Below are 21,332 nucleotides of genomic sequence, written 5' to 3'. Positions count from 1 at the left end.
ATGACCCCGCCGGCAGCAACGCCCCAGCACCCAGCCCCCCACGGCACCCCCGACACCCCCCACCTCACCGTCCGCGGCGAGGCACGCCTCCACGTCGCCCCCGACCTCGCCGCCCTCGACATCACCGTCACCGCCCGCGGACACGACCGGCGCACCACCCTCGACGACCTCACCCGCCGCAACACCACCGTCCTCGACCTGCTCAGGACCTACGGCGACACCGTCGAGCGCCTCGAAACCGGCCCCCTCACCGTCACCCCCGAACTCACCCGGCGCGGTCGCGGCGAACGCGTCCGCACCCACCACGGCACCGTCCACCTCACCGCCGAACTCAACGACTTCACCGCCCTCGGCGAACTCGCCACCCGCCTCGCCGACCTCGACCTCACCCGAGTCGACGGCCCCTGGTGGACCCTGCGCCCCGACTCCCCGGCCCACCGCAGCGCCAGACAACAGGCGGTCCACGACGCCGTCCGGCGCGCCCGCGAGTACGCCGAGGCACTCGGCACCACCCTCGCCGCCCTCGTCGAACTCACCGACCTCGGCACCGACGACCACCCGCCCCACCCGCACGCCCGCGCCCTGGCCCACCCCCAGGCCGCCGAAGACGCCGGACCCCCGCCCCTCGACCTGCAACCCCGCCGCCAGGAAATCCACGCCCGCGTCGACGCGCGATTCACCATGACGCCGCCGCACCTGTGAGGCAAACGGAATTCGAAACCCCGTTCCCCGCCCGCCAGATGCCCGTCGGAGCGACCCGCAGCACCATTCAACCCTTGTCAAAAACCATTCACCCGCGCGCCGTTGAGTCGTCACACACGACCAAATCACTACCCGCCGGTAAGCCCTAGGCTCGACCCATGCGCCGAGCAAAAATCGTCTGCACCCTGGGGCCCGCCACCCACTCGTACGACCAGATCAAAGCACTGGTCGACGCCGGAATGGACATCGCCCGATTCAACCTCAGCCACGGCAGCCACGCCGAGCACGAGGAGCGCTACCGGCGAGTCCGCAAGGCCGCCGACGAAACCGGCCGCAGCGTCGGCATCCTCGCCGACCTTCAGGGCCCGAAAATCAGACTCGGCAGCTTCACCGAAGGCCCCGTACTCCTTGAACGCGGCGACACCTTCACCGTCACCGTGGAAGAGGGCACCGAAGGCGACCGCCACACCTGCGGCACCACCTACGCCGGCCTCGCCGACGACGTCACCCCCGGCGAACGCATCCTCGTCGACGACGGAAAGGTCACCCTCGAAGTCACCGCCGTCGACGGCCCCCACGTCCGCACCACCGTCGTCGAAGGCGGCATGGTCTCCGACCACAAGGGCCTCAACCTGCCCGGAGTCGCCGTCTCCGTCCCCGCCCTCTCCAAGAAGGACGAAGACGACCTGCGCTGGGCCCTGCGCACCGGATTCGACGTCGTCGCCCTCTCCTTCGTCCGCAGCGGCCGCGACATCAAGGACGTCCACCGCATCATGGACGAAGAGGGCCGCCGCCTCCCCGTCATCGCCAAGGTCGAAAAGCCCCAGGCCGTCGAGAACATCGACGACATCGTCGCCGCCTTCGACGGCATCATGGTCGCCCGCGGAGACCTCGGCGTCGAAATGCCCCTCGAACAAGTCCCCATCGTCCAGAAACGCGCCATCAAACTGGCCAGGCGCAACGCCAAACCGGTCATCGTCGCCACCCAGATGCTCGACTCGATGATCGACAACTCCCGGCCCACCCGCGCCGAAGCCTCCGACGTCGCCAACGCCGTCATCGACGGCACCGACGCGGTCATGCTGTCCGGCGAGACCAGCGTCGGCAAGTACGCCGTCGAGACGGTGCGGACGATGGCCCGCATCGTCGAAGCGGCCGAGGAGGACATCCTCGCCAAGGGGCTGCCACCGCTGACCGAACGCAACAAACCCCGCACCCAGGGCGGAGCCGTCGCGCGCGCCGCGGCAGAGATGGGCGACTTCCTCGGCGCCCGCTTCCTCGTCGCCTTCACCCAGTCCGGCGACACGGCCCGCCGCCTCTCCCGCTACCGCTCGCCCATCCCCCTCCTCGCCTTCACCCCCGACCCGGCGACGCGCTCCCAACTCAGCGTCACCTGGGGGGTGGAGACGTTCCTCGGACCGCACGTGGACACCACGGACGCGATGGTCCACCAGGTCGACGAACTGCTGCTGAAGTACGGCCGCTGCGAACGGGGCGACACGGTCGTCATCACGGCCGGCTCACCCCCCGGGGTCCCGGGCTCCACCAACATGGTCAGGGTCCACCACATCGGCGAGAACGACACCCCCCAGTAGCGACGCCGGGCCCCGGGTCAGTGCTTGGGGCCCACCCGCAGGTCCATGAGGGCGACGGACGCCCTCCGGGCCACGGAGACGTTGAACCCGCTCTCGGTCCACTCGACGCCGAGCCGGTCGAGGGTGTCGGTGTAGAGCCGCCGGATGTCGGCCGACTTGTTGGTGAAGAAGTACCGCGGATACTCGTACCGCTTCCGCTCCCCACCGACCGTCCGGGTGGCCCAGTTGGTCATCCGGCACCCGTCGGAGTGCACGAGTCCCCGGACGAACTCCCAGGGATACGCGTCGACGACGGCCCGCTGCCACGGCTCGAGGACGATCGCCCGCTCGTGCTTCTTGCCGGGGCCGTGCTGGGGGAAGAGACAGGTGAGGTGCTTCGAGTAAACCTTCACATTGCGGCAGCCGGTCTTGCGGACTCGGCACACGGCATGCCCCGGGAACACGGCCCGCACAGCCTCCTCGCAGGCGTCCATGAGGCCGGGCCAGCCCTGGTCGCAGGTGATCATGAGGCTCGGGACGCGGTGCCCGTCGTAGTGACTGATGTGCCCGTCACCGAGGTAGAGGCCCAGCAGGTAGCTGTAGGCCTGCTCGTCGAGGGCCCGACCGTGGCACAGAGGGCACCCGGCACGATGTATGCCGGGGCACTCGCCGCGCTTGGCCCGGTCGACGTGCTTCCAGTAGCTCACCGTCCCCGGCGGGACGTTGAGTGCTCGGGCGACCTCCGCGTTCCCGGCACCGTCCCGCAACAGGGTCAGCGCGTGCTGTCGTACGTCCGCTCCACGAAACCTCATGCGAACACTGTGCGTGAGCAGCTGTGACCTGGCGCAGCAAAAAGCGGAGAACCACGCGAACGTGATCCTCCGCTTCAGACAGTGGAGTGCCGGGTGCGGGATTCGAACCCGCAAGCCCTCACGGGCAGATGTGTTTGAGACATCCGTGTATACCCTTCCACCAACCCGGCAGGAGTGGCTCTCCGGAAGCATACCGGGTCATCCACGGTCGCCGCCGCTAGGTAGGCTGCATAGGCAGCAGCACCTGCCCGGCCCGCACCAAGGAGCCCACGTGAGCGCCCCCGAGTCGCCCCAGCCTGTTGACGTGCCCGATGACGACAAGTCGCACGTGCCTCCGATGACGACCCGTGTCGTGATCGCCGAGGACGAGGCCCTGATCCGGCTCGACCTCAAAGAGATGCTGGAGGAGGAGGGCTACACCGTCGTCGGCGAGGCCGGTGACGGCGAGCAGGCCGTCGAGCTGGCCCGTGAGCACCGGCCCGACCTGGTGATCCTCGACGTGAAGATGCCGAAGCTCGACGGCATCTCCGCGGCGGAGAGGATCGCCGAGGAGCGCATTGCGCCGGTGCTGATGCTGACCGCGTTCTCGCAGCGCGACCTCGTGGAGCGGGCCCGGGACGCGGGAGCGATGGCGTACCTGGTGAAGCCGTTCTCGAAGAGCGATGTCGTCCCGGCGATCGAGATGGCCGTGTCGCGGTTCACGGAACTGAAGGAGCTGGAGCGCGAGGTCGCCGACCTCAGCCAGCGGTTGGAGACGCGCAAGCTGGTCGACCGGGCGAAGTCGGTGCTCCAGACGGAGTACGGCCTGACCGAGCCGGCCGCGTTCCGGTGGATCCAGAAGACGTCGATGGACCGGCGGATGTCGATGCAGCAGGTGGCGCAGGCGGTCATCGACGACGCCGAGGAGAAGAAGGCGTCGAAGGGCTGACCCCGGCGGCCGCGCAGACGTGCGACGAGGCCCGCGCTCCCCGTGGAGGGGGCGCGGGCCTCGTCGTGCGGGTCCGGGGTGCCGGGGCCTGGGTCTTCCCGCTCAGTCCTCGCCGAGATAGGCCTTGCGCACCGACTCGTCGTGGAGGAGGTCCTGGCCGGTGCCGGACAGGACGATGTTGCCGACCTCCATGACGTGGCCGTGGTCCGCGAGGGAGAGCGCGGCCTGGGCGTTCTGCTCGACGAGCAGGATGGTGGTGCCCTGGGACTTCAGTTCCGCGATGGTCGCCATGATCTTCTGCATCATGATCGGCGAGAGGCCCATGGACGGCTCGTCGAGCATGAGGAGCTTGGGCTGGGACATCAGGGCCCTGCCCATGGCGAGCATCTGCTGTTCTCCGCCGGAGAGGGTGCCCGCGGCCTGCTTGCGGCGTTCCCCGAGGATGGGGAAGAGGTCGTAGGCGCGTTGGATGTCCTTCTCGATGGCTGCCTTGTCGTTGCGCAGGAAGGCGCCGAGGCGGAGGTTGTCCTCGATGGTCATGCGGGGGAAGATGTGCCGCCCCTCGGGGGAGTGGGCGAGGCCGTGGGAGACGATCTCGTGGGCGGGGGTCTTCTTGAGGGACTTGCCGTTGAACTTGATCTGGCCGCCGACCGGCTTGAGGAGGCCGGAGAGGGTGCGCAGGGTGGTGGTCTTGCCGGCGCCGTTGGTGCCGATGAGGGTGACCACTTCACCGGCGTTGACCTTGAACGAGATGCCCTTGACGGCTTCGATCTTGCCGTAGGCGACCCGGAGGTCTTCGACTTCGAGGAGTGCGGTCATCGGTCGGTCTCCTTGCCGGGCGCGGCGTCCGTGGTGGTCTCGGCCGCGGCTTCGGCGGCGTCGACTTCGGCTGCTTCCTCGGCGCCGGGGTCGTTCTCGAGGGTTTCTCCGAGGTAGGCGGCGATGACGCGTTCGTCGCGCTGGACGGTGGCGGGGTCGCCTTCGATGAGCTTCTTGCCCTGGACGAGGACGGCGACGCGGTCGCAGAGGTTCATGATGAACCGCATGTCGTGCTCGATGACGAGGACGGCGATGCCCTTGTTGCGGATGGCGAAGATGAGTTCCTCGGCGGCGCGGGTCTCCTGCGGGTTCATGCCGGCCGTGGGTTCGTCGAGGAGCAGCAGGCCGGGCTCGCTGGCGAGGGCGCGGGCGATCTCGAGCTTGCGCTGCTCGCCGTAGGGGAGGTTGCGGGCGAGGTGTTCGGCCTTGCCGGCGAGGCCGACGAACTCGAGCAGTTCCATGGCGCGGACGCGGGAGGCCGCCTCGGCCTTGTGGAAGCCGGGGCCGCGCAGGAGGGCGGACCAGAGGCCCTCCTTGGTGCGGGTGTGGCGTCCGACGAGGACGTTTTCCAGGACCGTCATGTTGGAGAAGAGACGGATGTTCTGGAAGGTGCGGGCGATGCCGGCGGCGGTGACCTTGAAGGATTTGGGCGGCAGGACCTGGCCCTTGTAGCGGACCGCTCCTTCGGTGGGGATGTAGAGGCCGGTGAGGCAGTTGAAGAATGTGGTCTTGCCGGCGCCGTTGGGGCCGATGAGGCCGACGATCTCGCCGCTGTTGACGGTGAGGTCGACGTCGCTGACGGCGGTGAGGCCGCCGAAGCGCATGGTCACGCCGCGGGCGTCGAGGACGGTGTCGCCGGGGGTGGCGCCCGTGGTGGCGCTCTGGGTGGTCGTGTCAGTGGTCATCGTGGTCAGGCCCCTGCCTTGCTGAGGACTGTGGGCGCTTCGGCCTCTTCGTGGAATTCGAGCTGGCGACGCCGGTTGGGGATGAGGCCTTCCGGACGGAAGCGCATCAGGAGGACGAGCGCGAGTCCGAAGGCGAAGAGCTGGTAGTCGCCGAGGAACTGGAGCTTGGCGGGGATGAGGTAGAGCAGGGCCGCGCCGACGAGGGGTCCGCTGATGGTGCCCATGCCGCCGAGGACGACCGCGGCGAGCAGGAAGGCGCTGTTGGGCGGGACGACGTGGGCGAACTGGTACTGCTCGGGTGTGACGGTGTAGGTGACGTGGGCCTGGACGGTGCCGGCGAGGCCGGCGAGGGTGGCGCCGAGGGCGAAGGCGATCAGCTTGACGCGGAAGCCGTTGATGCCCATGGCGAGGGCGGCGGTCTCGTCCTCGCGGATGGCGACCCAGGCGCGGCCGATGCGGGAGTCGCTGCTGCGCCGGAAGACCACGACGACGACGAGCGTGATGAGGAGCATCAGCAGGAAGTAGTTGGCGAACCGGGCGATGGTGAACCCGGCGATGGTGTGTTCCTGCCCGAAGTCGAAGCCGAGGATGTTGAGGTTCGGGATCGAGGAGACGCCGTTGGAGCCGTTGGTGAGGTCGGGTCCGGAGGTGCCGTCGGTGTTGAGGACGGCGATGCGGAAGATCTCACCGAAGCCGAGGGTGACGATGGCGAGGTAGTCGCCGCGCAGGCGCAGGGTGGGGGCGCCGATGAGGACGCCGAAGACCATGGCGACGACCGCGCCGAGGAGGGCGCTGACCCAGAAGGGGAGGTGGACGTCGAAGGGGCTGGAGGGGCTTCCGGAGACCAGGGCGGCGGTGTAGGCGCCGACGCCGAGGAAGGCGACGTATCCGAGGTCGAGGAGGCCGGCCAGGCCGACGACGATGTTCAGGCCGAGGGCGACGGTCGCGAAGATCAGGATGTAGACGCCGATGGTGGCGTACTGGTCGTCGGACTGGGTGAAGGGGAAGGCGGCGGCCGCGGCGAACGCGCCGATCATGGTGATCGTGCGGTGCTTGGCGGTGACCGCGGAGACCCGCTTGATCAGTCCGGACTTGGCGGCGGCGCCGAAGCCGAAGCCGGCGGTGATGAGGAAGCCGACGAACAGTTCGTCGTACTCGGTGCCGATGCCGTAGGTGAAGACGATGAGGCCGACGGTGAGGGCGGCGACGATGATCAGGATCTCGGCGTAGGAGGGGAGCGGGCGGGCGGGCTTGGCGGTGCCGCCGGCGACGGCCGCCTTGAGGACGGCGCCCTGGTGGCGTGCCTTGTGGCGGAACTGCTCCCAGCCGGTGTCGTCGGGGTCGATGGGGTCGGGGGCCGGTCGCTCGAACGGCAGGGCGAGTGCGCCGAGGACGGCGAGGAGGGTGACGACGGCCGCGATCCAGCCGCCGGGCTCGAGGTTGACGAGTCCGCCGAGCTTGGTGCTGATCGCGAGGATCGTGTACCAGGTGGTGGCGAAGGTGCCGAGCGCGGCGAGCTTGAGGGCGCTGTCGGCGCCGGCGGGGGCGAGCCAGCGCAGGCCCTTGACGCCGTAGGAGGCGAGGCCGAAGAGGGCGGTGAGGGCGCCGCCGATCAGGACGAGGACCTGGAGGCCGCCGGGGTAGCCGTAGACGGTGAGGTTGCCGGGGAATTCGGCGGTCCAGGTCCAGGCGAGGAAGGTGGAGACGACGGCGAGGGCGCCGCCGGCGGTGGCGAGGGCGCGGCCGGTGGTCTCCGGGAGGCCGATGAGGCCCTTGGGGGCGCCGGCGGTGGTGCTGGAGGACTGTGCTGCGGTGGTCTGTGTGGTCATCGGTGTCACGCCCTGTCCGCGACTCGCTCGCCGAGCAGGCCCTGGGGCCTGAACAGGAGCACGAGGATGAGGAGTACGAAGGCCCAGACGTCGGCCCAGGACTGGCTGCCGAACTGGTCCATGCCGGGGATGTCGGCGATGTAGGCGGTGGCCAGGGTTTCGGCGATGCCGAGGGCGAGTCCGCCGATCATGGCTCCGTAGATGTTGCCGATGCCTCCGAGGACCGCGGCGGTGAAGGCCTTGAGTCCGAGGATGAATCCCATGCGGAACTGGACCTGGCCGTACTTGAGGCCGTAGGCGACGGCTCCGACGGCGGCGAACACGGCGCCGAGGGCGAAGGCGATCACGATGATGCGATCGGTGTTGATGCCCATGAGCTTGGCGGTGTCGGGGTCCTGGGCGGTGGCCTGCATGCCGCGTCCGGTGCGCGTCTTCATCACGAAGTAGGCGAGGATGGCCATGCTGATGGGGGCGACGACGAAGAGGAAGACGTCGCCGGTCTGGATGGTGACGCTGCCGATCTCGAAGGGGCCGCCTTCGATCTGCGGGAAGTTCAGGGAGTCCTCGCCGCCGGGGTACCAGGCCCACACGGCCTGCTGGAGGGCCAGGGAGAGGCCGATGGCGGTGATGAGGGGGGCGAGGCGTGGGGCGCCTCGCAGGGGGCGGTAGGCGAACCGTTCCGCTCCCACGGCGGCCAGGACGGCCACGAGGATGCCCCCGAGGAGCATCAGCGGGAGTGCGATCCACATGGTCGTGCCGTCGGGCAGCACGTAGAGGTAGACGGTGAGGGCGCCGAAGCCACCCACCATGAAGATCTCGCCGTGGGCGAAGTTGATGAGCTGGACGATGCCATAGACCATTGTGTAGCCGATGGCGACCAGCCCGTACATGGATCCCAGTAGCAGGCCGTTGACCAGCTGCTGCGGCAGTTCGTTCACCGCATGTCCTCCGAGACGTTTCGGAAAGTTTCGACGGATGGGGCCGGATGCGAGTCCGCGCGGGGCGCCAGTGGTGCAGCGCCCCGCGCGGCTCTAGGTGGTGCGGGTGGGGTCAGCCGGTGTAGGTGCCGGACTTGACCGCCTTCCAGTCGCCGTTCTCGACGGCGTACACGGTGAGCTGCTTGTTGGTGGCGTCACCGAACTCGTCGAAGGAAACCTTGCCGGTGACTCCGTCGAAGGAGACGTTCTGCATGGCCGCGGTGACCTTCTCGCGGGCGTCGTCGGGGAGCTTGCCGTCGTTGTCCTCGACGACCTTCTTGACTGCCTCGATGATCGCCCACGCCGAGTCGTAGGAGTAGCCGCCGTAGGCCTCGTAGGCGTCCTTGTAGCCCGCGGCCTTGTAGTTGGCGACGAATTCCTTGGCGGAGGCGAGCTCCTCGACGGGCGCGCCGACCGAGGTGGCGAGGTCACCGGTGCCGCTGGCGCCGGCCAGCTTGATGAAGTCGGCGCTGTAGATGCCGTCGCCGCCGACCAGCGGGACCTTGGCGCCGGCGGCCTTGATCTGCTTGCTGAGCGGGCCGGCCTGCGGGTACTCGCCGCCGTAGTAGACGACGTCGGCGCCGGAGTTCTTGACCTTGGTGGCGACCGCGGAGAAGTCCTTGGTCTCGGGGTTGATGTGGTCGGTGCCGACGACCTTGCCGCCGAGCTTCTTGAACTCCTCGCTGAAGGTGGCGGCGAGGCCGGCGCCGTAGGTCTTCTTGTCGTCGATGACGAAGACCTTGCGCTTCTTGGAGTCGTTGTACAGGTACTGGGCGGCGAACGGGCCCTGGATGGCGTCCGTGGTCGCGGTGCGGAAGTACGACTTGTACGTGCGGCTCTTGCTCTTCTGCCAGTCCGTGCCCTGGGTGAGGGCCGGGTTGGTGTTGGCCGGCGAGACCTGGACGAGCTTGGCGTCGTCGAAGACCTTCTGCATGGACTCGGCGACGGAGGAGTTCAGCGGGCCGACGACGCCGAGGACGTCCTTGTTGGCGACGAAGGTGGTGGCGTTGGCCTGGCCGGAGGACGGCTGGGCCTGGTCGTCTCGGGCGTCGATCTTGAAGGTGACGCCGTCGACGTACTTCTCCTTGTTGGCGGTCTTGGCCGCGAGGTCGACGGAGTTCTTGATGCCGAGGCCCAGCGCCGACAGGTCGCCGGTCAGCGGAGCGTCGACGCCGATGACGACGGTGGTGCCGTTGCCGGAGTCGGAGCCGCCGCCGTTCTCGTCGCGCGAGCCGCAGGCGGTGAGGGTGAGTGCTCCCGCCGCCAGCGCGGCGGTGATGGCGATGAGCGAACGTTGACGCACGATCCAGTCCTTTCCCCTGACGGCCGCATCCGGGTGGAACGGCCGAGTCGAGCGCTGGGCCGAAGTGACAATCGGGCGGCGCGGTGACTGGGCGTGACTCTAGGCGTGTGTGGGGAACGTGGAGGAGAGCCTGGCCAATGCTGTGACGCTCTTGTTATGACACGTCGTATTGCAGAGCGGTACTGAGTGGGGGGAACGGCGGAATTCTTGCCGATTCGCCCTGTCCACATACTGAGAAATCGCAGGACCCGGAGGGGTGTGTTCAGGCGCTTCAGCGGTTTTGCTGATTACCTGCTTTTGTTGCCGCAGGCGACTTGAAGGCCTCGGGACAGGTCCCTTGCGTAGCGGGACCCCAGGATGAAGCTGTGGGACTCTATTGCGCGTGCATTACGCAGCGTTACGTCCAGGAAAGGAAGGCCGACGCTCCCCGGCGCCTTTCCGCAGTCCGTCACGCGCATGCTGATGGTGATCTTGAGTGGCGAGCCTGCTTTTGTCCGGAAAGGGGTCGGTGGGCTGGAGATCACGGAAAGTCCCGCGTAGGGCTGGGATATCCGCTCGACGGTGACCGAAGGGCCGGATTCCACGACGAGTTCGACCCGGAATCGGAAGCTTTCGCCCGCCGCACCGGGACCGGCCGGCTGTGGTGCGAGGTAGGCGACGGAGGTGACCTGGGACGGGTACGGCGGGGCCGGTGGCAGGGGCTCGTCGGGGCGCGTGGCGTGAAGGTAACCGGCGCCCGCCAGGGCGGTCGCGGCGGCGAAGGCACCGAGCGTGATCCGCCGGCGCCGGTCCACGTGCCGTGCCCCGCGCCCGTATCGGGGGCCGTGGGGCGCGAGGTCCCGGGCGTGCGTGCCCTCGCCCGGCTCCACGGGGCCGACGCCGCTCATCGCCAGGGGCCCTGGCTCGGACGGCCGCCCCGGTGCCGCTCCGCGCAGGCCTCGCGCACCTGACGGTCGATCACCTCGTGGGCGGCTGCGGTCCCTTGGCGCTCCCTGACGGGGCGAGCCTGCTCCACGGCCGCGCGCAGGATGTCGTACTGGCCGTTGGACAGGCCCATCGACTGGTAGTCGCCGTACGTGGTGCCGTCCAGGACCTTGCGCGACCAGTGCGTGACGAGTGCGACGCACACCTCCTCGGCGGAGGTGGCCCGCGGCGAGGGCGTCGCCGTGCCGGTGCGGGCGGTGGCGGTCGCCGCCGCGGAACCGGACGTGCCGCCGGAGCCGGACGCACCGCACCCCATGGCCAGCGCGCCGGCGAGGAGTGCCGCGGCGAGGCGCGGTCCGAGCGCTCCCGCCGCCGGCCGAGAGAACCCTCCCCGTCCCATACCCCGAACGCTAGGGCCCCGGGGGTCCCGGGGCAATGGCGGCGCGGCGCCACGCTCCGCCACGAGGGGGCGGGCCGCTCATCTCGCTTGCAGCCACGAGGAGTTGACAGCGCGGACGGGGTGGGGTGTCATGATCCGCTCAAATATCGGTGCGAGGGGGATCCGTATGAGGCTCAAGCGGCCGGCACAGGCCGGTCTGGCCCTGGCGGCGAGCGTGGTCATGGTCGCCGGGACGGAGGGATCCGCCACCGCGAGCGGGCTCAACGTCTCGGTGGTCAAGAGCTGGGGGACGTCGACCTTCTACCCCGACGGCGACTGGCTCTACATCACCGACCACGCCGCCGACGGCTACGCGGTGCACGGCAAGATCCAGCAGCGGGTCTGCGCCAACGTCGGCTGCGACGCGTACACCTGGACGGATCTTCGCACCGGCTGTTACGACACCACCAGCATCGGTGACAACGGCACCGAGATCCGCCAGTGCAACTACGACATCAACGAGAACGTGACGGTGCGGGTGTGCGAGGCCCGCTACAGCGGCGGCAGCCGCTACGGCGACTGGTACTGCAGCGGCTCGACCAAGTCCTGACGCGGGGATCGCCGCCCGCTCCTGCCCCGGGAGCGGGCGGCGTCACGCCGTGTGCGGTGCGGGGCGGCGAGCCGCCGCGCACCGCGGGCGTGGTGCGGTCAGCCCCCCGCGTTCACCCGCTCCGCGTCGGCGGGGTTCACGTCCCGCAGCAGGCAGGTCAGCCGCGCGGTGCACACCCGCTTGTCCGCCTCGTCGGTGATCACAATCTCGTACGTGGCCGTGGACCGGCCCCGGTGCACCGGTGTGGCCACCCCGGTGACCATGCCCGAGCGCACACCGCGGTGATGGGTGCAGTTCAGGTCGACCCCCACGGCGATCTTCGAGCTGCCGCCGTGCAGCATCGACCCCACCGAGCCCAGCGTCTCGGCCAGCACCGCGGAGGCGCCGCCGTGCAGCAGCCCGTACGGCTGGGTGTTGCCCTCCACCGGCATCGTCCCGACGACCCGCTCGGCCGAGGCCTCGAGGATCTGCACGCCCATCCGCGTCCCGAGGTGCCCGGCCGAGAACAGCGCCTGGAGATCGACCCCGAGCGCGGCGTACTCGTCGATGACCTCTTGCGGGAACTTCACGTGCTGCTGCTCTCCCATGGGGCCCGGCTCCCTTTCGTCGATCAATGCGGCGGACGGCGCGGACCGCGTCCTGCGCCGCCGCGCCGTCGCTGAGCAAACGCTCAGTCGGTCGCCGATTGTTCCAGACGGACCACCACGGACTTGCTGGCCGGGGTGTTGCTGGTGTCCGCGGTGGCGTCGAGCGGCACCAGGACGTTGGTCTCCGGGTAGTACGCGGCGGCGCACCCGCGCGCCGTCGGGTAGTGCACGACGCGGAAACCGGGCGCCCTGCGCTCCACCCCGTCCTTCCACTCGCCGACCAGGTCCGCGTACGAGCCGTCCGCGAACCCCAGCGCCCGCGCGTCCTCCGGGTTGACCAGCACCACCCGGCGACCGTCGCGGATGCCCCGGTAACGGTCGTCGAGACCGTAGATCGTGGTGTTGTACTGGTCGTGCGAACGCAGCGTCTGCAGCAGCAGCCGCCCCTCGGGCAGCTCGGGGTACTCCACCGGTGCCGCCGTGAAGTTGGCCTTCCCGGTGGCCGTCGGGAAGCGCCGTTCGTCGCGCGGGGCATGGGGGAGCGCGAAGCCCCCCGGGCGGGCCGCCCGCGCGTTGAAGTCCTCGAAGCCGGGGATCACGCGCGCGATGCGGTCCCGGACGGCCGCGTAGTCCTGCTCGAACTCCTCCCACGGCACCCTGCTGTCCGCGCCGAGCACCCGGCGGGCCAGCCGGCACACGATGGCAGGCTCGGACAGCAGGTGCGGGCTCGCCGGTTCCAGACGGCCCCGGGAGGCGTGCACCATGCCCATGGAGTCCTCGACGGTCACGAACTGCTCGCCGCCGGCCCGGACGTCGCGCTCGGTGCGGCCCAGGGTCGGCAGGATCAGCGCCCGCGCGCCGGTGACGACGTGGGAGCGGTTGAGCTTGGTCGACACGTGCACGGTGAGCCGGGCGCGGCGCATCGCCGTCTCGGTGACCTCGGTGTCGGGGGAGGCCGAGACGAAGTTGCCGCCCATGGCGAAGAAGACCTTGGCGTCGCCGTCGCGCAGCGCGCGGATGGCCCGCACGACGTCGTAGCCGTGCTCGCGCGGGGGAGCGAAGCCGAACTCCTTCTCCAGGGCGTCCAGGAAGGCCGGGGCGGGGCGTTCGACGATGCCCATGGTGCGGTCGCCCTGCACGTTGGAGTGCCCGCGCACCGGGCACAGGCCCGCGCCCGGGCGGCCGATGTCGCCGCGCAGCAGGAGGAAGTTGACGATCTCGCGGATCGTGGGCACCGAGTGCTTGTGCTGGGTGAGGCCCATCGCCCAGCACACGATGGTGCGCCGGGACTCCAGGACCATCCGCAGGGCCTTCTCGATGTCCCCGCGCGAAAGTCCGGTCGCCGCGAGCGTCTGGTCCCAGTCGGCGGCCCGCGCGGCCTCGGCGAACTCCTCGTAGCCGTGGGTGTGCTCCCGGACGAAGTCCTCGTCGACGGCGCCGGGCGTGTCGAGGACCAGCCGGTTGAGGATGCGGAAGAGGGCCTGGTCGCCCCCGAGGCGGATCTGGAGGAACAGGTCCGTCAGCGCGGAGCCGGTGGTCAGGCCCTTGGCGGTCTGCGGGTTCTTGAAGCGCTCCATGCCCGCTTCCGGGAGCGGGTTGACGGTGATGATCCGCGCGCCGTTGGCCTTGGCCTTCTCCAGGGCGGACAGCATGCGGGGATGGTTGGTGCCGGGGTTCTGGCCGGCGACCACGATCAGGTCCGCCTTGTACAGGTCGTCCAGCAGGACGCTGCCCTTGCCGACGCCGATCGTCTCCGACAGGGCCGAGCCGGAGGACTCGTGGCACATGTTCGAGCAGTCGGGCAGGTTGTTGGTGCCCAGCTCGCGGGCGAACAGCTGGTAGAGGAAGGCGGCCTCGTTGCTGGTGCGTCCCGAGGTGTAGAAGACCGCCTCGTCGGGGGAGGAGAGGGCGGCGATGTCCTCCGCAACGATGTCGAAGGCACGCTCCCAGGTGACCGGCTCGTAGTGGTCGCCCCCCTCGGGGAGGTACATGGGGTGGGTCAGCCGGCCCTGCTGGCCGAGCCAGTAGCCGCTGCGGCCGGCCAGGTCGGAGACCGGGTGCTCGGCGAAGAACTCGGGCGTCACCCGGCGCAGGGTGGCCTCCTCCGCCACCGCCTTCGCGCCGTTCTCGCAGAACTCCGCCCTGTGCCGGTGCTCCGGCTCCGGCCAGGCGCAGCCCGGACAGTCGAAGCCGTCCTTCTGGTTGACGTTGAGCAGCGTCAGCGCCGTGCGCCGCACTCCCATCTGCTGCTGGGCCATGCGCAGCGTGTGGCCGATCGCCGGGAGTCCCGCGGCCGCGTGCTGGGGCTCGGCGACCCGCGGCGCGTCCTGCACCGGATCACCCTTGGGCGGCTTCGTGGCCATCGCGCACTCCTCTTCGCGGACACGTGTGAGCTACGTCTCCGATCCTCGCACGCGGCGACGACATTTCCCGTGGCCGGGCCGGACGGGCGCCCGGACCCGGTGCGCGGGCCGCGCCGCGGCCGGCAGTCCGGGGCCCGGGCCGGCGGCAGGGGGCCGCCGCTGCGGCGGGACCGAGTGTCAGTGGGGCGTGGCAGGATCGGGGGCGTGGCAGAGACAGCATCGAAGAAGACCGACCAGACCTCCGGCGGGACCCGTCCGCGACTCATGCTCATGGACGGGCACTCGCTGGCCTACCGCGCGTTCTTCGCGCTGCCCGCGGAGAACTTCACCACCGCGACGGGCCAGCCGACGAACGCGATCTACGGCTTCGCCTCGATGCTGGCCAACACGCTGCGCGACGAGGCGCCCACGCACTTCGCGGTGGCCTTCGACGTCTCCCGCAAGACCTGGCGCTCGGAGGAGTTCACCGAGTACAAGGCGAACCGCTCCAAGACCCCGGACGAGTTCAAGGGCCAGGTCGAGCTGATCGGCGAGCTGCTCGACGCCATGCACGCTCCGCGCTTCGCGATCGACGGGTACGAGGCGGACGACGTCATCGCCACCCTCGCCACCCAGGCCGAGGCCGAGGGCTACGACGTGCTGATCGTCACCGGCGACCGGGACTCCTTCCAGCTGGTCTCCGAGCACACCACCGTGCTGTACCCGACGAAGGGCGTCTCCGAGCTGACCCGGTTCACCCCCGAGAAGGTGTTCGAGAAGTACGGGCTGACGCCCGCGCAGTACCCCGACTTCGCTGCGCTGCGCGGCGACCCCTCCGACAACCTGCCCGGCATCCCCGGCGTCGGCGAGAAGACCGCCGCGAAGTGGATCAACCAGTTCGGTTCCTTCGCGGAGCTGGTCGAGCGCGTCGACGAGGTCAAGGGCAAGGCCGGGCAGAACCTGCGCGACCACCTGGAGGCCGTCAGGCTGAACCGCCGGCTCACCGAGCTGGAGCGGCGGGTCGAGCTGCCCCGGGGCGTCCCCGAATTGGAGCGCACCGCCTACGACCGCAAGGCCGTGGCGATGATCCTGGACACCCTGGAGATCAGGAACCCGTCCCTGCGCGAGCGTCTCTTCGCCGTCGACCCGGGCGCCGAGGAGGCCGAGGCCACCCCGGTCGTCACGGACGGCGTGGAACTGGACGGCACCGTGCTGGGCACCGGCGAGGTGGCCGGCTGGCTCACCGAGCACGGCACGGGCCTGCTCGGCGTCGCCACCGTCGACACCTGGGCGCTCGGCACGGGCTCGGTCGCCGAGGTCGCCCTGGCCACGGCCGCGGGACCGGCCGCCTGGTTCGACCCGGCCGAGCTGGACGAGGCCGACGAGCGGGCGGTCGCCGCCTGGCTCGCCGACGCGGGCCGCCCCAAGGTGCTCCACAACGCCAAGGGCGCCATGCGCGTCTTCGCCGAGCACGGCTGGAGCGTCGAGGGCGTCACCATGGACACCGCGCTCGCCGCCTACCTGGTCAAGCCGGGCCGCCGCTCCTTCGACCTGGACGCGCTGTCCATGGAGTACCTGCACCGAGAGCTGGCGCCCGCCGCCGCAGCCGACGGCCAGCTCGCCTTCGGCGCGGACGAGGGCGCCGAGGCGGAGGCGCTGATGGTGCAGGCCCGCGCGATCCTCGATCTGGGGCAGACCTTCGAGGGCCGCCTCGAGGAGGTGGGCGCGGCGGACCTGCTGCGGGACATGGAGCTGCCGACGTCCGCCCTGCTGGCCCGCATGGAGCGGCACGGCATCGCCGCGGACCGGACCCACCTGGAGGCCATGGAGCAGATGTTCGCGGGCGCCGTGCAGCAGGCGGTGAAGGAGGCGCACGCGGCGGCGGGCCACGAGTTCAACCTCGGTTCGCCCAAGCAGCTCCAGGAGGTGCTCTTCGGCGAGCTGGGCCTGCCGAAGACCAAGAAGACCAAGACGGGCTACACCACCGACGCCGACGCACTCGCCTGGCTGGCCGCCCAGACCGACAACGAACTGCCGGTGATCATGCTCCGGCACCGTGAGCAGGCCAAGCTGCGGGTCACCGTCGAGGGACTGATCAAGACGATCGCCGCGGACGGCCGCATCCACACCACGTTCAACCAGACGGTCGCCGCGACCGGTCGGCTGTCGTCGACGGACCCGAACCTCCAGAACATCCCGGTCCGCACCGACGAGGGCCGGGCGATCCGACGCGGCTTCGTGGTCGGTGACGGCTTCGAGTCCCTCCTGACCGCCGACTACAGCCAGATCGAACTGCGCGTGATGGCCCACCTCTCCGAGGACGCCGGTCTGATCGAGGCGTTCACCTCCGGCGAGGACCTGCACACCACGGCGGCGTCGCAGGTGTTCGCGGTGGAGCCGGGCGCGGTGGACGCGGAGATGCGCCGCAAGATCAAGGCGATGTCGTACGGCCTGGCCTACGGGCTGTCGGCCTTCGGCCTGTCCCAGCAGCTGAACATCGAGGCGGCCGAGGCGCGTGCGCTGATGGACGCCTACTTCGAGCGGTTCGGCGGAGTGCGGGACTATCTGCGCCGGGTGGTGGACGAGGCGCGGGCGACCGGCTACACGGCGACGCTCTTCGGCCGCCGCCGCTACCTGCCCGACCTCAACAGCGACAACCGCCAGCGCCGCGAGGCGGCCGAGCGCATGGCCCTGAACGCGCCGATCCAGGGCACGGCGGCGGACATCGTCAAGATCGCGATGCTGAACGTCGACAAGGCGCTCCGTGAGGCGGGCCTGAAGTCCCGGATGCTGCTCCAGGTCCACGACGAGATCGTCCTGGAGGTAGCCCCGGGCGAGCGCCCCGCGGTGGAGGAACTGGTCCGCGAGCAGATGTCCACCGCGGTCCGGCTCCGCGTCCCCCTGGGGGTCTCGGTCGGCTCCGGCCGCGACTGGGAGTCCGCGGCCCACTAGGGGTGACCCGGCTCCGGCGGATGCACCCCCGGCCCCTCCCGCCGGCCCGCTCCGCGGCGGGAAGGGGGCTGCGGCCCACCGGCCCCGGCCCCCTTCCCCCACCGGCTCCCGCTCCCTGCCCGGCCCTCCTCGGACGGCCGCCCCACGTCCTCCCCGGACGGCGGCCCCAGGTCCTCGCCGGCCGCCCCGCCCCACGCCGCCCGACACCCGCCGAACCGCCCGCCCCGGCGGGGGCGCTTCACCCGCGTGGCCCCCGCGGAACAGCCCGCCGCGGTCGGGCCGGACAGGATGCGGGGCATGGGTATACGCATGCTTCACCGCACAGCGGCACCCCCGCGGGCCGGCGCCGACGGACCCGGCCCCGAGGCGTTTCCGCCGGTTCCCGTCCACGCGGTCGCCGCGAGTACCGCCCGCGTCCCCGGCGGCCTCGCCTCCGCGCTGGGGCGGGCCACCGCGGACCTGGGGCGTCGCGTCACAGGCGGCCGACGGCGTACCGAAGCCGTCCCCGCCCGCCCCGGCGACCCGCCGCCCTGGCGGCTCTGGGCCGACCTGGCCCGCGGCTACCTCGCACTCGCGCTCACCCTGCTGCCCCGCCCCCGCCCCGTCCGCACCGTCACCGTCTTCGTCGCCGCGGGGGAGACGTTCAGCGCGCGGCCGTACGGCTCGGCGGCGTCGCACGGACGTCGTCGTCAGGCGCCCCCGTGGCCGGGGCCCGACGCCGTGCCCTGATCGCCACCGCGTACAGCGGCAGGGCGGCGACGAGCCCCGCGCCCGCCCCGAAGCACACCGTGGGGATCAGTTCCCAGGGCTTCGCGACCGGCCCCCAGTAGGCCCACCACCGCGAAGCCCGCTGCGCCGCCGCCACCAGAGCGCAGCCGCCGAGCAGCGCGGCGGCCAGCCACCGGTCCCGCGCGGACAGCACCGGCACCCCCACGGGCCGGCTGCCGGGCATCCGGCCCAGCGCTCGGGCCAGGAACACGGCGAGCACCAGAGCGGCCACCGCCGAGCCGCCGTACTGGAGGTACCAGTACAGAGGCGAGCCCGCCACCTCCCGCCCCAGAGCGGGAAACACCCGCGTCCCCCACCGGTCGTGATGCGTGAACGCGTCCAGGACCACGTGCGTCAGCGCGCCCAGCACCGCCGACACGTACCAGCCCGCCACCAGCGACGGCCGCACCCGCGCCCGCGCCACCCCGCACCGCAGCAGTGCCGCCGGGCGTCCCTGCCGGGCTCGCGGCAGCAGTGCCACCAGCGGTTCGCGGACCAGCAGCCACAGCCCCACCAGCGCCCAGGCGATGAGCACGTCGACGGTGAACACGCCCGTGAAGGAGTGCGTGACGTCCCCGAACTCCATCGCCCCGGACAGAACACTCGCCGCGTAATAGGTCATGTCGGGAGCGAACGAACCAGCCACCAGTACGGCCGGCACCAGCGCCCCCCGCCCGCTGCCGTCGGTGCGCACGGCGGGCAGGACCGCCACGGCATGACTCAGGGTGAACGGCAACTCGGCTCCTCACGACGGACCTTGAGCGGGCATCGGCCCGGACGGCGGTCCGGAGCGCCGTCCCGGATGATCGGCGGGCCCCCAGTATGCGTGACGCCCCGAGCACGGATCCGTCGTGAACGAACATGGCAAACCGGTGAAAACCGGGCATGAACGGGTGTCCGGGCAAAGGAAGTTGTCGTAGGGTCGCGAGGGTCGCCGTGCCGGTGAGCGCGTTGAACGGGTGTTTAAGCGGGTGTGACGTAAAACGATCGGAAATCCTCACGCCCGTTGAGGGCAACCGGTGGGGCGGGCAGATCGTCAGAACAGGGCGAACACAGCACACGTCGACGGACGCCGCGGCGTCCACGGGAGGGGTTCACTCTATGGCGGCGCATTTCGGCAGGAGGCTGCGCAAGGGAGCGGCAACCACCGCCGTGGCCGCGGCGGCGGTGGCGGCTCTGTCCGCGTCCCAGGCTCCGGGCGTGACGGTCGACGACCACGGCAGACAGACCAGCGCGGACGCCACGCCCTCCCCGGAGGAACTCGCCGGCGACGGGACCGCGACCGGCAACTCGCCGTACTACACGGACCTGCCGCCGCTCAACAGCCCGAGCCCCGCCCCGTCCGCGAGCACCGACCCGGTCGCCCCGGGCGCCGGCGAGGCCGGCATCCCCGCCACCGTCCTCGACGCCTACAAGAAGGCGGAGGCGAAGCTGCGCGAGGCCAAGCCCGGCTGCAACCTGCCGTGGCAACTGCTCGCCGCCATCGGCAAGGTGGAGTCGGGTCAGGCCCGCGGCGGACGCGTCGACGCCGACGGCACCACACTCGCGCCGATCCTCGGCCCCCAGCTCGACGGCAACGGCTTCGCCCTCATCAAGGACACCGACAGGGGCGCCTACGACGGCAACAGCGTCTACGACCAGGCCGTCGGGCCCATGCAGTTCATCCCGTCCACCTGGGAGTGGGCGGGCCGCGACGGCAACGGCGACGGCAGCGACGACCCCAACAACATCTACGACGCCGCCCTCGCGGCCGGCCACTACCTGTGCCGCTTCGGCTGGGACCTGTCCGACCGGGCCGACCTCAACCGGGCGATCCTCAGCTACAACAACTCCACCCATTACCTGAACACCGTGCTGTCGTGGCTGGAGTTCTACCGCAAGGGCAGCCACGAGATCCCCGACGGCACCGGCCCCCTGCCCGAGGGCCGCAGCGACGACCGCACGCCGCGTCCCACCCCCTCGGCGCCCGGCGCCTCGACGCCCGAGCCGCGCAAGCCGGCCGGCCGCAGCCCGAAGCCGAAGCCCCCGGCCGACACCCCCACCACCCCCGGCACGCCGAGCACCCCGCCCCCCACCACGGCGCCCACGACGCCGTCGGCGCCCCAGACCCCCACCGACACGGTGGACCACCTCGAGGACGCCGGCACCGCCGAGCTCACCGCGACGGCGGGGGACACCTTCACCGAGAGGATCAGGACCCGCGCCGAGACCGACACGGGCCAGGCCGTGGCGAAGGTGCGGATCCGCTTCACCGTCATCGGCCCCGCCGACGCCACCTTCGCCGGCGGGGAGAGCGTGGCCACCGTCGTCACCAACAGCTCCGGCGTGGCCGTCGCCCCCGCCCTCCGGGCCGGCGAGAAGACCGGCGACGTCGTCGTCCGCGCCACCGTCGTCGGCCGCACGATCCCCGGCGTCGAGTACCGGGCCACCGTCACCGAGCGGGCCGCAGACACCCTCGTTCGCGCCAGCGACACGCCCCTGACCTGCACACCGGGCGGGGAGTTCGCCGACCCCGTCGTGGTCCGGGCGACGTACGAGGGCACCGCGGCCGACGGGGTCGCGGCCACGGCCGCCCTGATCACGTCGGCCGACGACCCGACCGCCAACGACAAGGGCCCCTACTTCAAGGACGCCGACGGCAGGGCCGTGCGCACCCTGACGGGCCTCGAGACCGACGCGGACGGACTGCTGACGCTGCCGAAGCTGTACGCGGACGACACCACCGGCACGTTCCTGCTCCGCATCACCACCGCGGGCGGCGCCCGGCTCACGGTCGAACTGACCGTCGCGGCGGCCGGTACGACGTCGCCCAGCCCCATCCCCAGCCCCACCCTCAGCAGCGGCGCGTAACCGGCCGCCGCCCGGCGCCGGCCCGCGGCCCCCGGGGACCCGTGGCCGGCGCCGCAGCGGCCGGCCGCGGG

At 71.0% G+C, this 21,332-nt stretch carries 17 protein-coding genes and 1 tRNA gene; 7 read left to right on the top strand and 11 right to left on the bottom strand.

The features are described from left to right. Complete coding sequence (locus ACFYOV_RS00405; RefSeq protein ID WP_389080881.1) at window positions 1–702, top strand: SIMPL domain-containing protein; 702 nt, start codon at window positions 1–3, stop codon at window positions 700–702. Between the two features lie 158 nt (window positions 703–860). Then, a complete protein-coding gene (gene pyk / locus ACFYOV_RS00400) occupies window positions 861–2,297 on the top strand; it encodes a pyruvate kinase (protein ID WP_389080879.1) in 1,437 nt (478 codons plus the stop codon). A gap of 17 nt (window positions 2,298–2,314) precedes the next feature. Here pyk and ACFYOV_RS00395 read toward each other — a convergent pair whose 3' ends face one another. Both ACFYOV_RS00395 and ACFYOV_RS00390 read right to left on the bottom strand, forming a co-directional pair. Then, window positions 2,315–3,088 carry a helix-turn-helix domain-containing protein gene (locus tag ACFYOV_RS00395; RefSeq protein ID WP_389080876.1) on the bottom strand — a complete coding sequence of 258 codons (774 nt, stop codon included), beginning with the start codon at window positions 3,086–3,088 and terminating at the stop codon, window positions 2,315–2,317. 87 nt (window positions 3,089–3,175) lie between these two features. After that, a tRNA-Leu gene (locus ACFYOV_RS00390) sits at window positions 3,176–3,258 on the bottom strand. A gap of 101 nt (window positions 3,259–3,359) precedes the next feature. Here ACFYOV_RS00390 and ACFYOV_RS00385 point away from each other — a divergent pair. After that, window positions 3,360–4,016: an ANTAR domain-containing response regulator gene (locus tag ACFYOV_RS00385; RefSeq protein WP_389080873.1), complete on the top strand. Its 657-nt coding sequence runs from the start codon at window positions 3,360–3,362 to the stop codon at window positions 4,014–4,016. A 102-nt stretch (window positions 4,017–4,118) separates the two neighbouring features. Here ACFYOV_RS00385 and ACFYOV_RS00380 read toward each other — a convergent pair whose 3' ends face one another. The 6 genes from ACFYOV_RS00380 to ACFYOV_RS00355 all read right to left on the bottom strand — a co-directional run bounded on the left by ACFYOV_RS00380 (window position 4,119) and on the right by ACFYOV_RS00355 (window position 11,173). Continuing rightward, the gene (locus tag ACFYOV_RS00380; protein WP_389080871.1) at window positions 4,119–4,835 is read right to left on the bottom strand and encodes an ABC transporter ATP-binding protein; all 717 of its coding nucleotides are present in this window, start codon (window positions 4,833–4,835) and stop codon (window positions 4,119–4,121) included. Continuing rightward, window positions 4,832–5,740 carry an ABC transporter ATP-binding protein gene (locus tag ACFYOV_RS00375; RefSeq protein WP_389080869.1) on the bottom strand — a complete coding sequence of 303 codons (909 nt, stop codon included), beginning with the start codon at window positions 5,738–5,740 and terminating at the stop codon, window positions 4,832–4,834. The genes ACFYOV_RS00380 and ACFYOV_RS00375 overlap by 4 nt, the downstream gene beginning before the upstream one ends. 5 nt (window positions 5,741–5,745) lie before the next feature. After that, window positions 5,746–7,569: a branched-chain amino acid ABC transporter permease gene (locus ACFYOV_RS00370; protein WP_389080867.1), complete on the bottom strand. Its 1,824-nt coding sequence runs from the start codon at window positions 7,567–7,569 to the stop codon at window positions 5,746–5,748. Between the two features lie 5 nt (window positions 7,570–7,574). Continuing rightward, window positions 7,575–8,507, bottom strand: a complete 933-nt coding sequence (locus ACFYOV_RS00365; RefSeq protein ID WP_389080864.1) for a branched-chain amino acid ABC transporter permease — start codon at window positions 8,505–8,507, stop codon at window positions 7,575–7,577. Window positions 8,508–8,619: 112 nt separating this feature from the next. Continuing rightward, entirely contained in the window at window positions 8,620–9,849 is a 1,230-nt protein-coding gene (locus ACFYOV_RS00360) for a branched-chain amino acid ABC transporter substrate-binding protein (protein ID WP_389080862.1), read from the bottom strand. Window positions 9,850–10,732: 883 nt separating this feature from the next. After that, window positions 10,733–11,173, bottom strand: coding sequence for a hypothetical protein (locus ACFYOV_RS00355; RefSeq protein WP_389080860.1), 441 nt, complete (start codon window positions 11,171–11,173; stop codon window positions 10,733–10,735). 166 nt (window positions 11,174–11,339) lie between these two features. Here ACFYOV_RS00355 and ACFYOV_RS00350 point away from each other — a divergent pair, with 166 nt between their 5' ends. After that, complete coding sequence (locus tag ACFYOV_RS00350; RefSeq protein ID WP_389080858.1) at window positions 11,340–11,762, top strand: hypothetical protein; 423 nt, start codon at window positions 11,340–11,342, stop codon at window positions 11,760–11,762. Window positions 11,763–11,860: 98 nt separating this feature from the next. Here the strand turns inward: ACFYOV_RS00350 and ACFYOV_RS00345 are convergent, their stop codons facing one another. Both ACFYOV_RS00345 and ACFYOV_RS00340 read right to left on the bottom strand, forming a co-directional pair. Beyond that, window positions 11,861–12,349, bottom strand: coding sequence for a PaaI family thioesterase (locus tag ACFYOV_RS00345; protein WP_389080856.1), 489 nt, complete (start codon window positions 12,347–12,349; stop codon window positions 11,861–11,863). Window positions 12,350–12,432: 83 nt separating this feature from the next. Then, a complete protein-coding gene (locus ACFYOV_RS00340) occupies window positions 12,433–14,712 on the bottom strand; it encodes an FdhF/YdeP family oxidoreductase (protein WP_389080854.1) in 2,280 nt (759 codons plus the stop codon). A 204-nt stretch (window positions 14,713–14,916) separates the two neighbouring features. Here ACFYOV_RS00340 and polA point away from each other — a divergent pair, with 204 nt between their 5' ends. Together polA and ACFYOV_RS00330 are read left to right on the top strand one after the other, a co-directional pair. After that, window positions 14,917–17,643 (top strand): DNA polymerase I, encoded by a 2,727-nt coding sequence (polA, locus tag ACFYOV_RS00335; RefSeq protein ID WP_389080852.1) that lies wholly within the window; start codon window positions 14,917–14,919, stop codon window positions 17,641–17,643. A gap of 297 nt (window positions 17,644–17,940) precedes the next feature. Further along, entirely contained in the window at window positions 17,941–18,372 is a 432-nt protein-coding gene (locus ACFYOV_RS00330) for a hypothetical protein (protein WP_389080850.1), read from the top strand. On the opposite strand, the gene ACFYOV_RS00325 is transcribed toward ACFYOV_RS00330, so the two are convergent. After that, window positions 18,287–19,147, bottom strand: coding sequence for a DUF4184 family protein (locus tag ACFYOV_RS00325; RefSeq protein ID WP_389080848.1), 861 nt, complete (start codon window positions 19,145–19,147; stop codon window positions 18,287–18,289). The genes ACFYOV_RS00330 and ACFYOV_RS00325 overlap by 86 nt on opposite strands. 365 nt (window positions 19,148–19,512) lie before the next feature. Here ACFYOV_RS00325 and ACFYOV_RS00320 point away from each other — a divergent pair, with 365 nt between their 5' ends. Further along, entirely contained in the window at window positions 19,513–21,261 is a 1,749-nt protein-coding gene (locus ACFYOV_RS00320) for a lytic transglycosylase domain-containing protein (protein ID WP_389080846.1), read from the top strand. Window positions 21,262–21,332 lie beyond the last annotated feature (71 nt).

Source organism: Streptomyces sp. NPDC005931 (assembly GCF_042871235.1).
Classification (GTDB): Bacteria; Actinomycetota; Actinomycetes; order Streptomycetales; family Streptomycetaceae; genus Streptomyces.
This window is presented reverse-complemented; position numbering and strand designations above follow the sequence as displayed.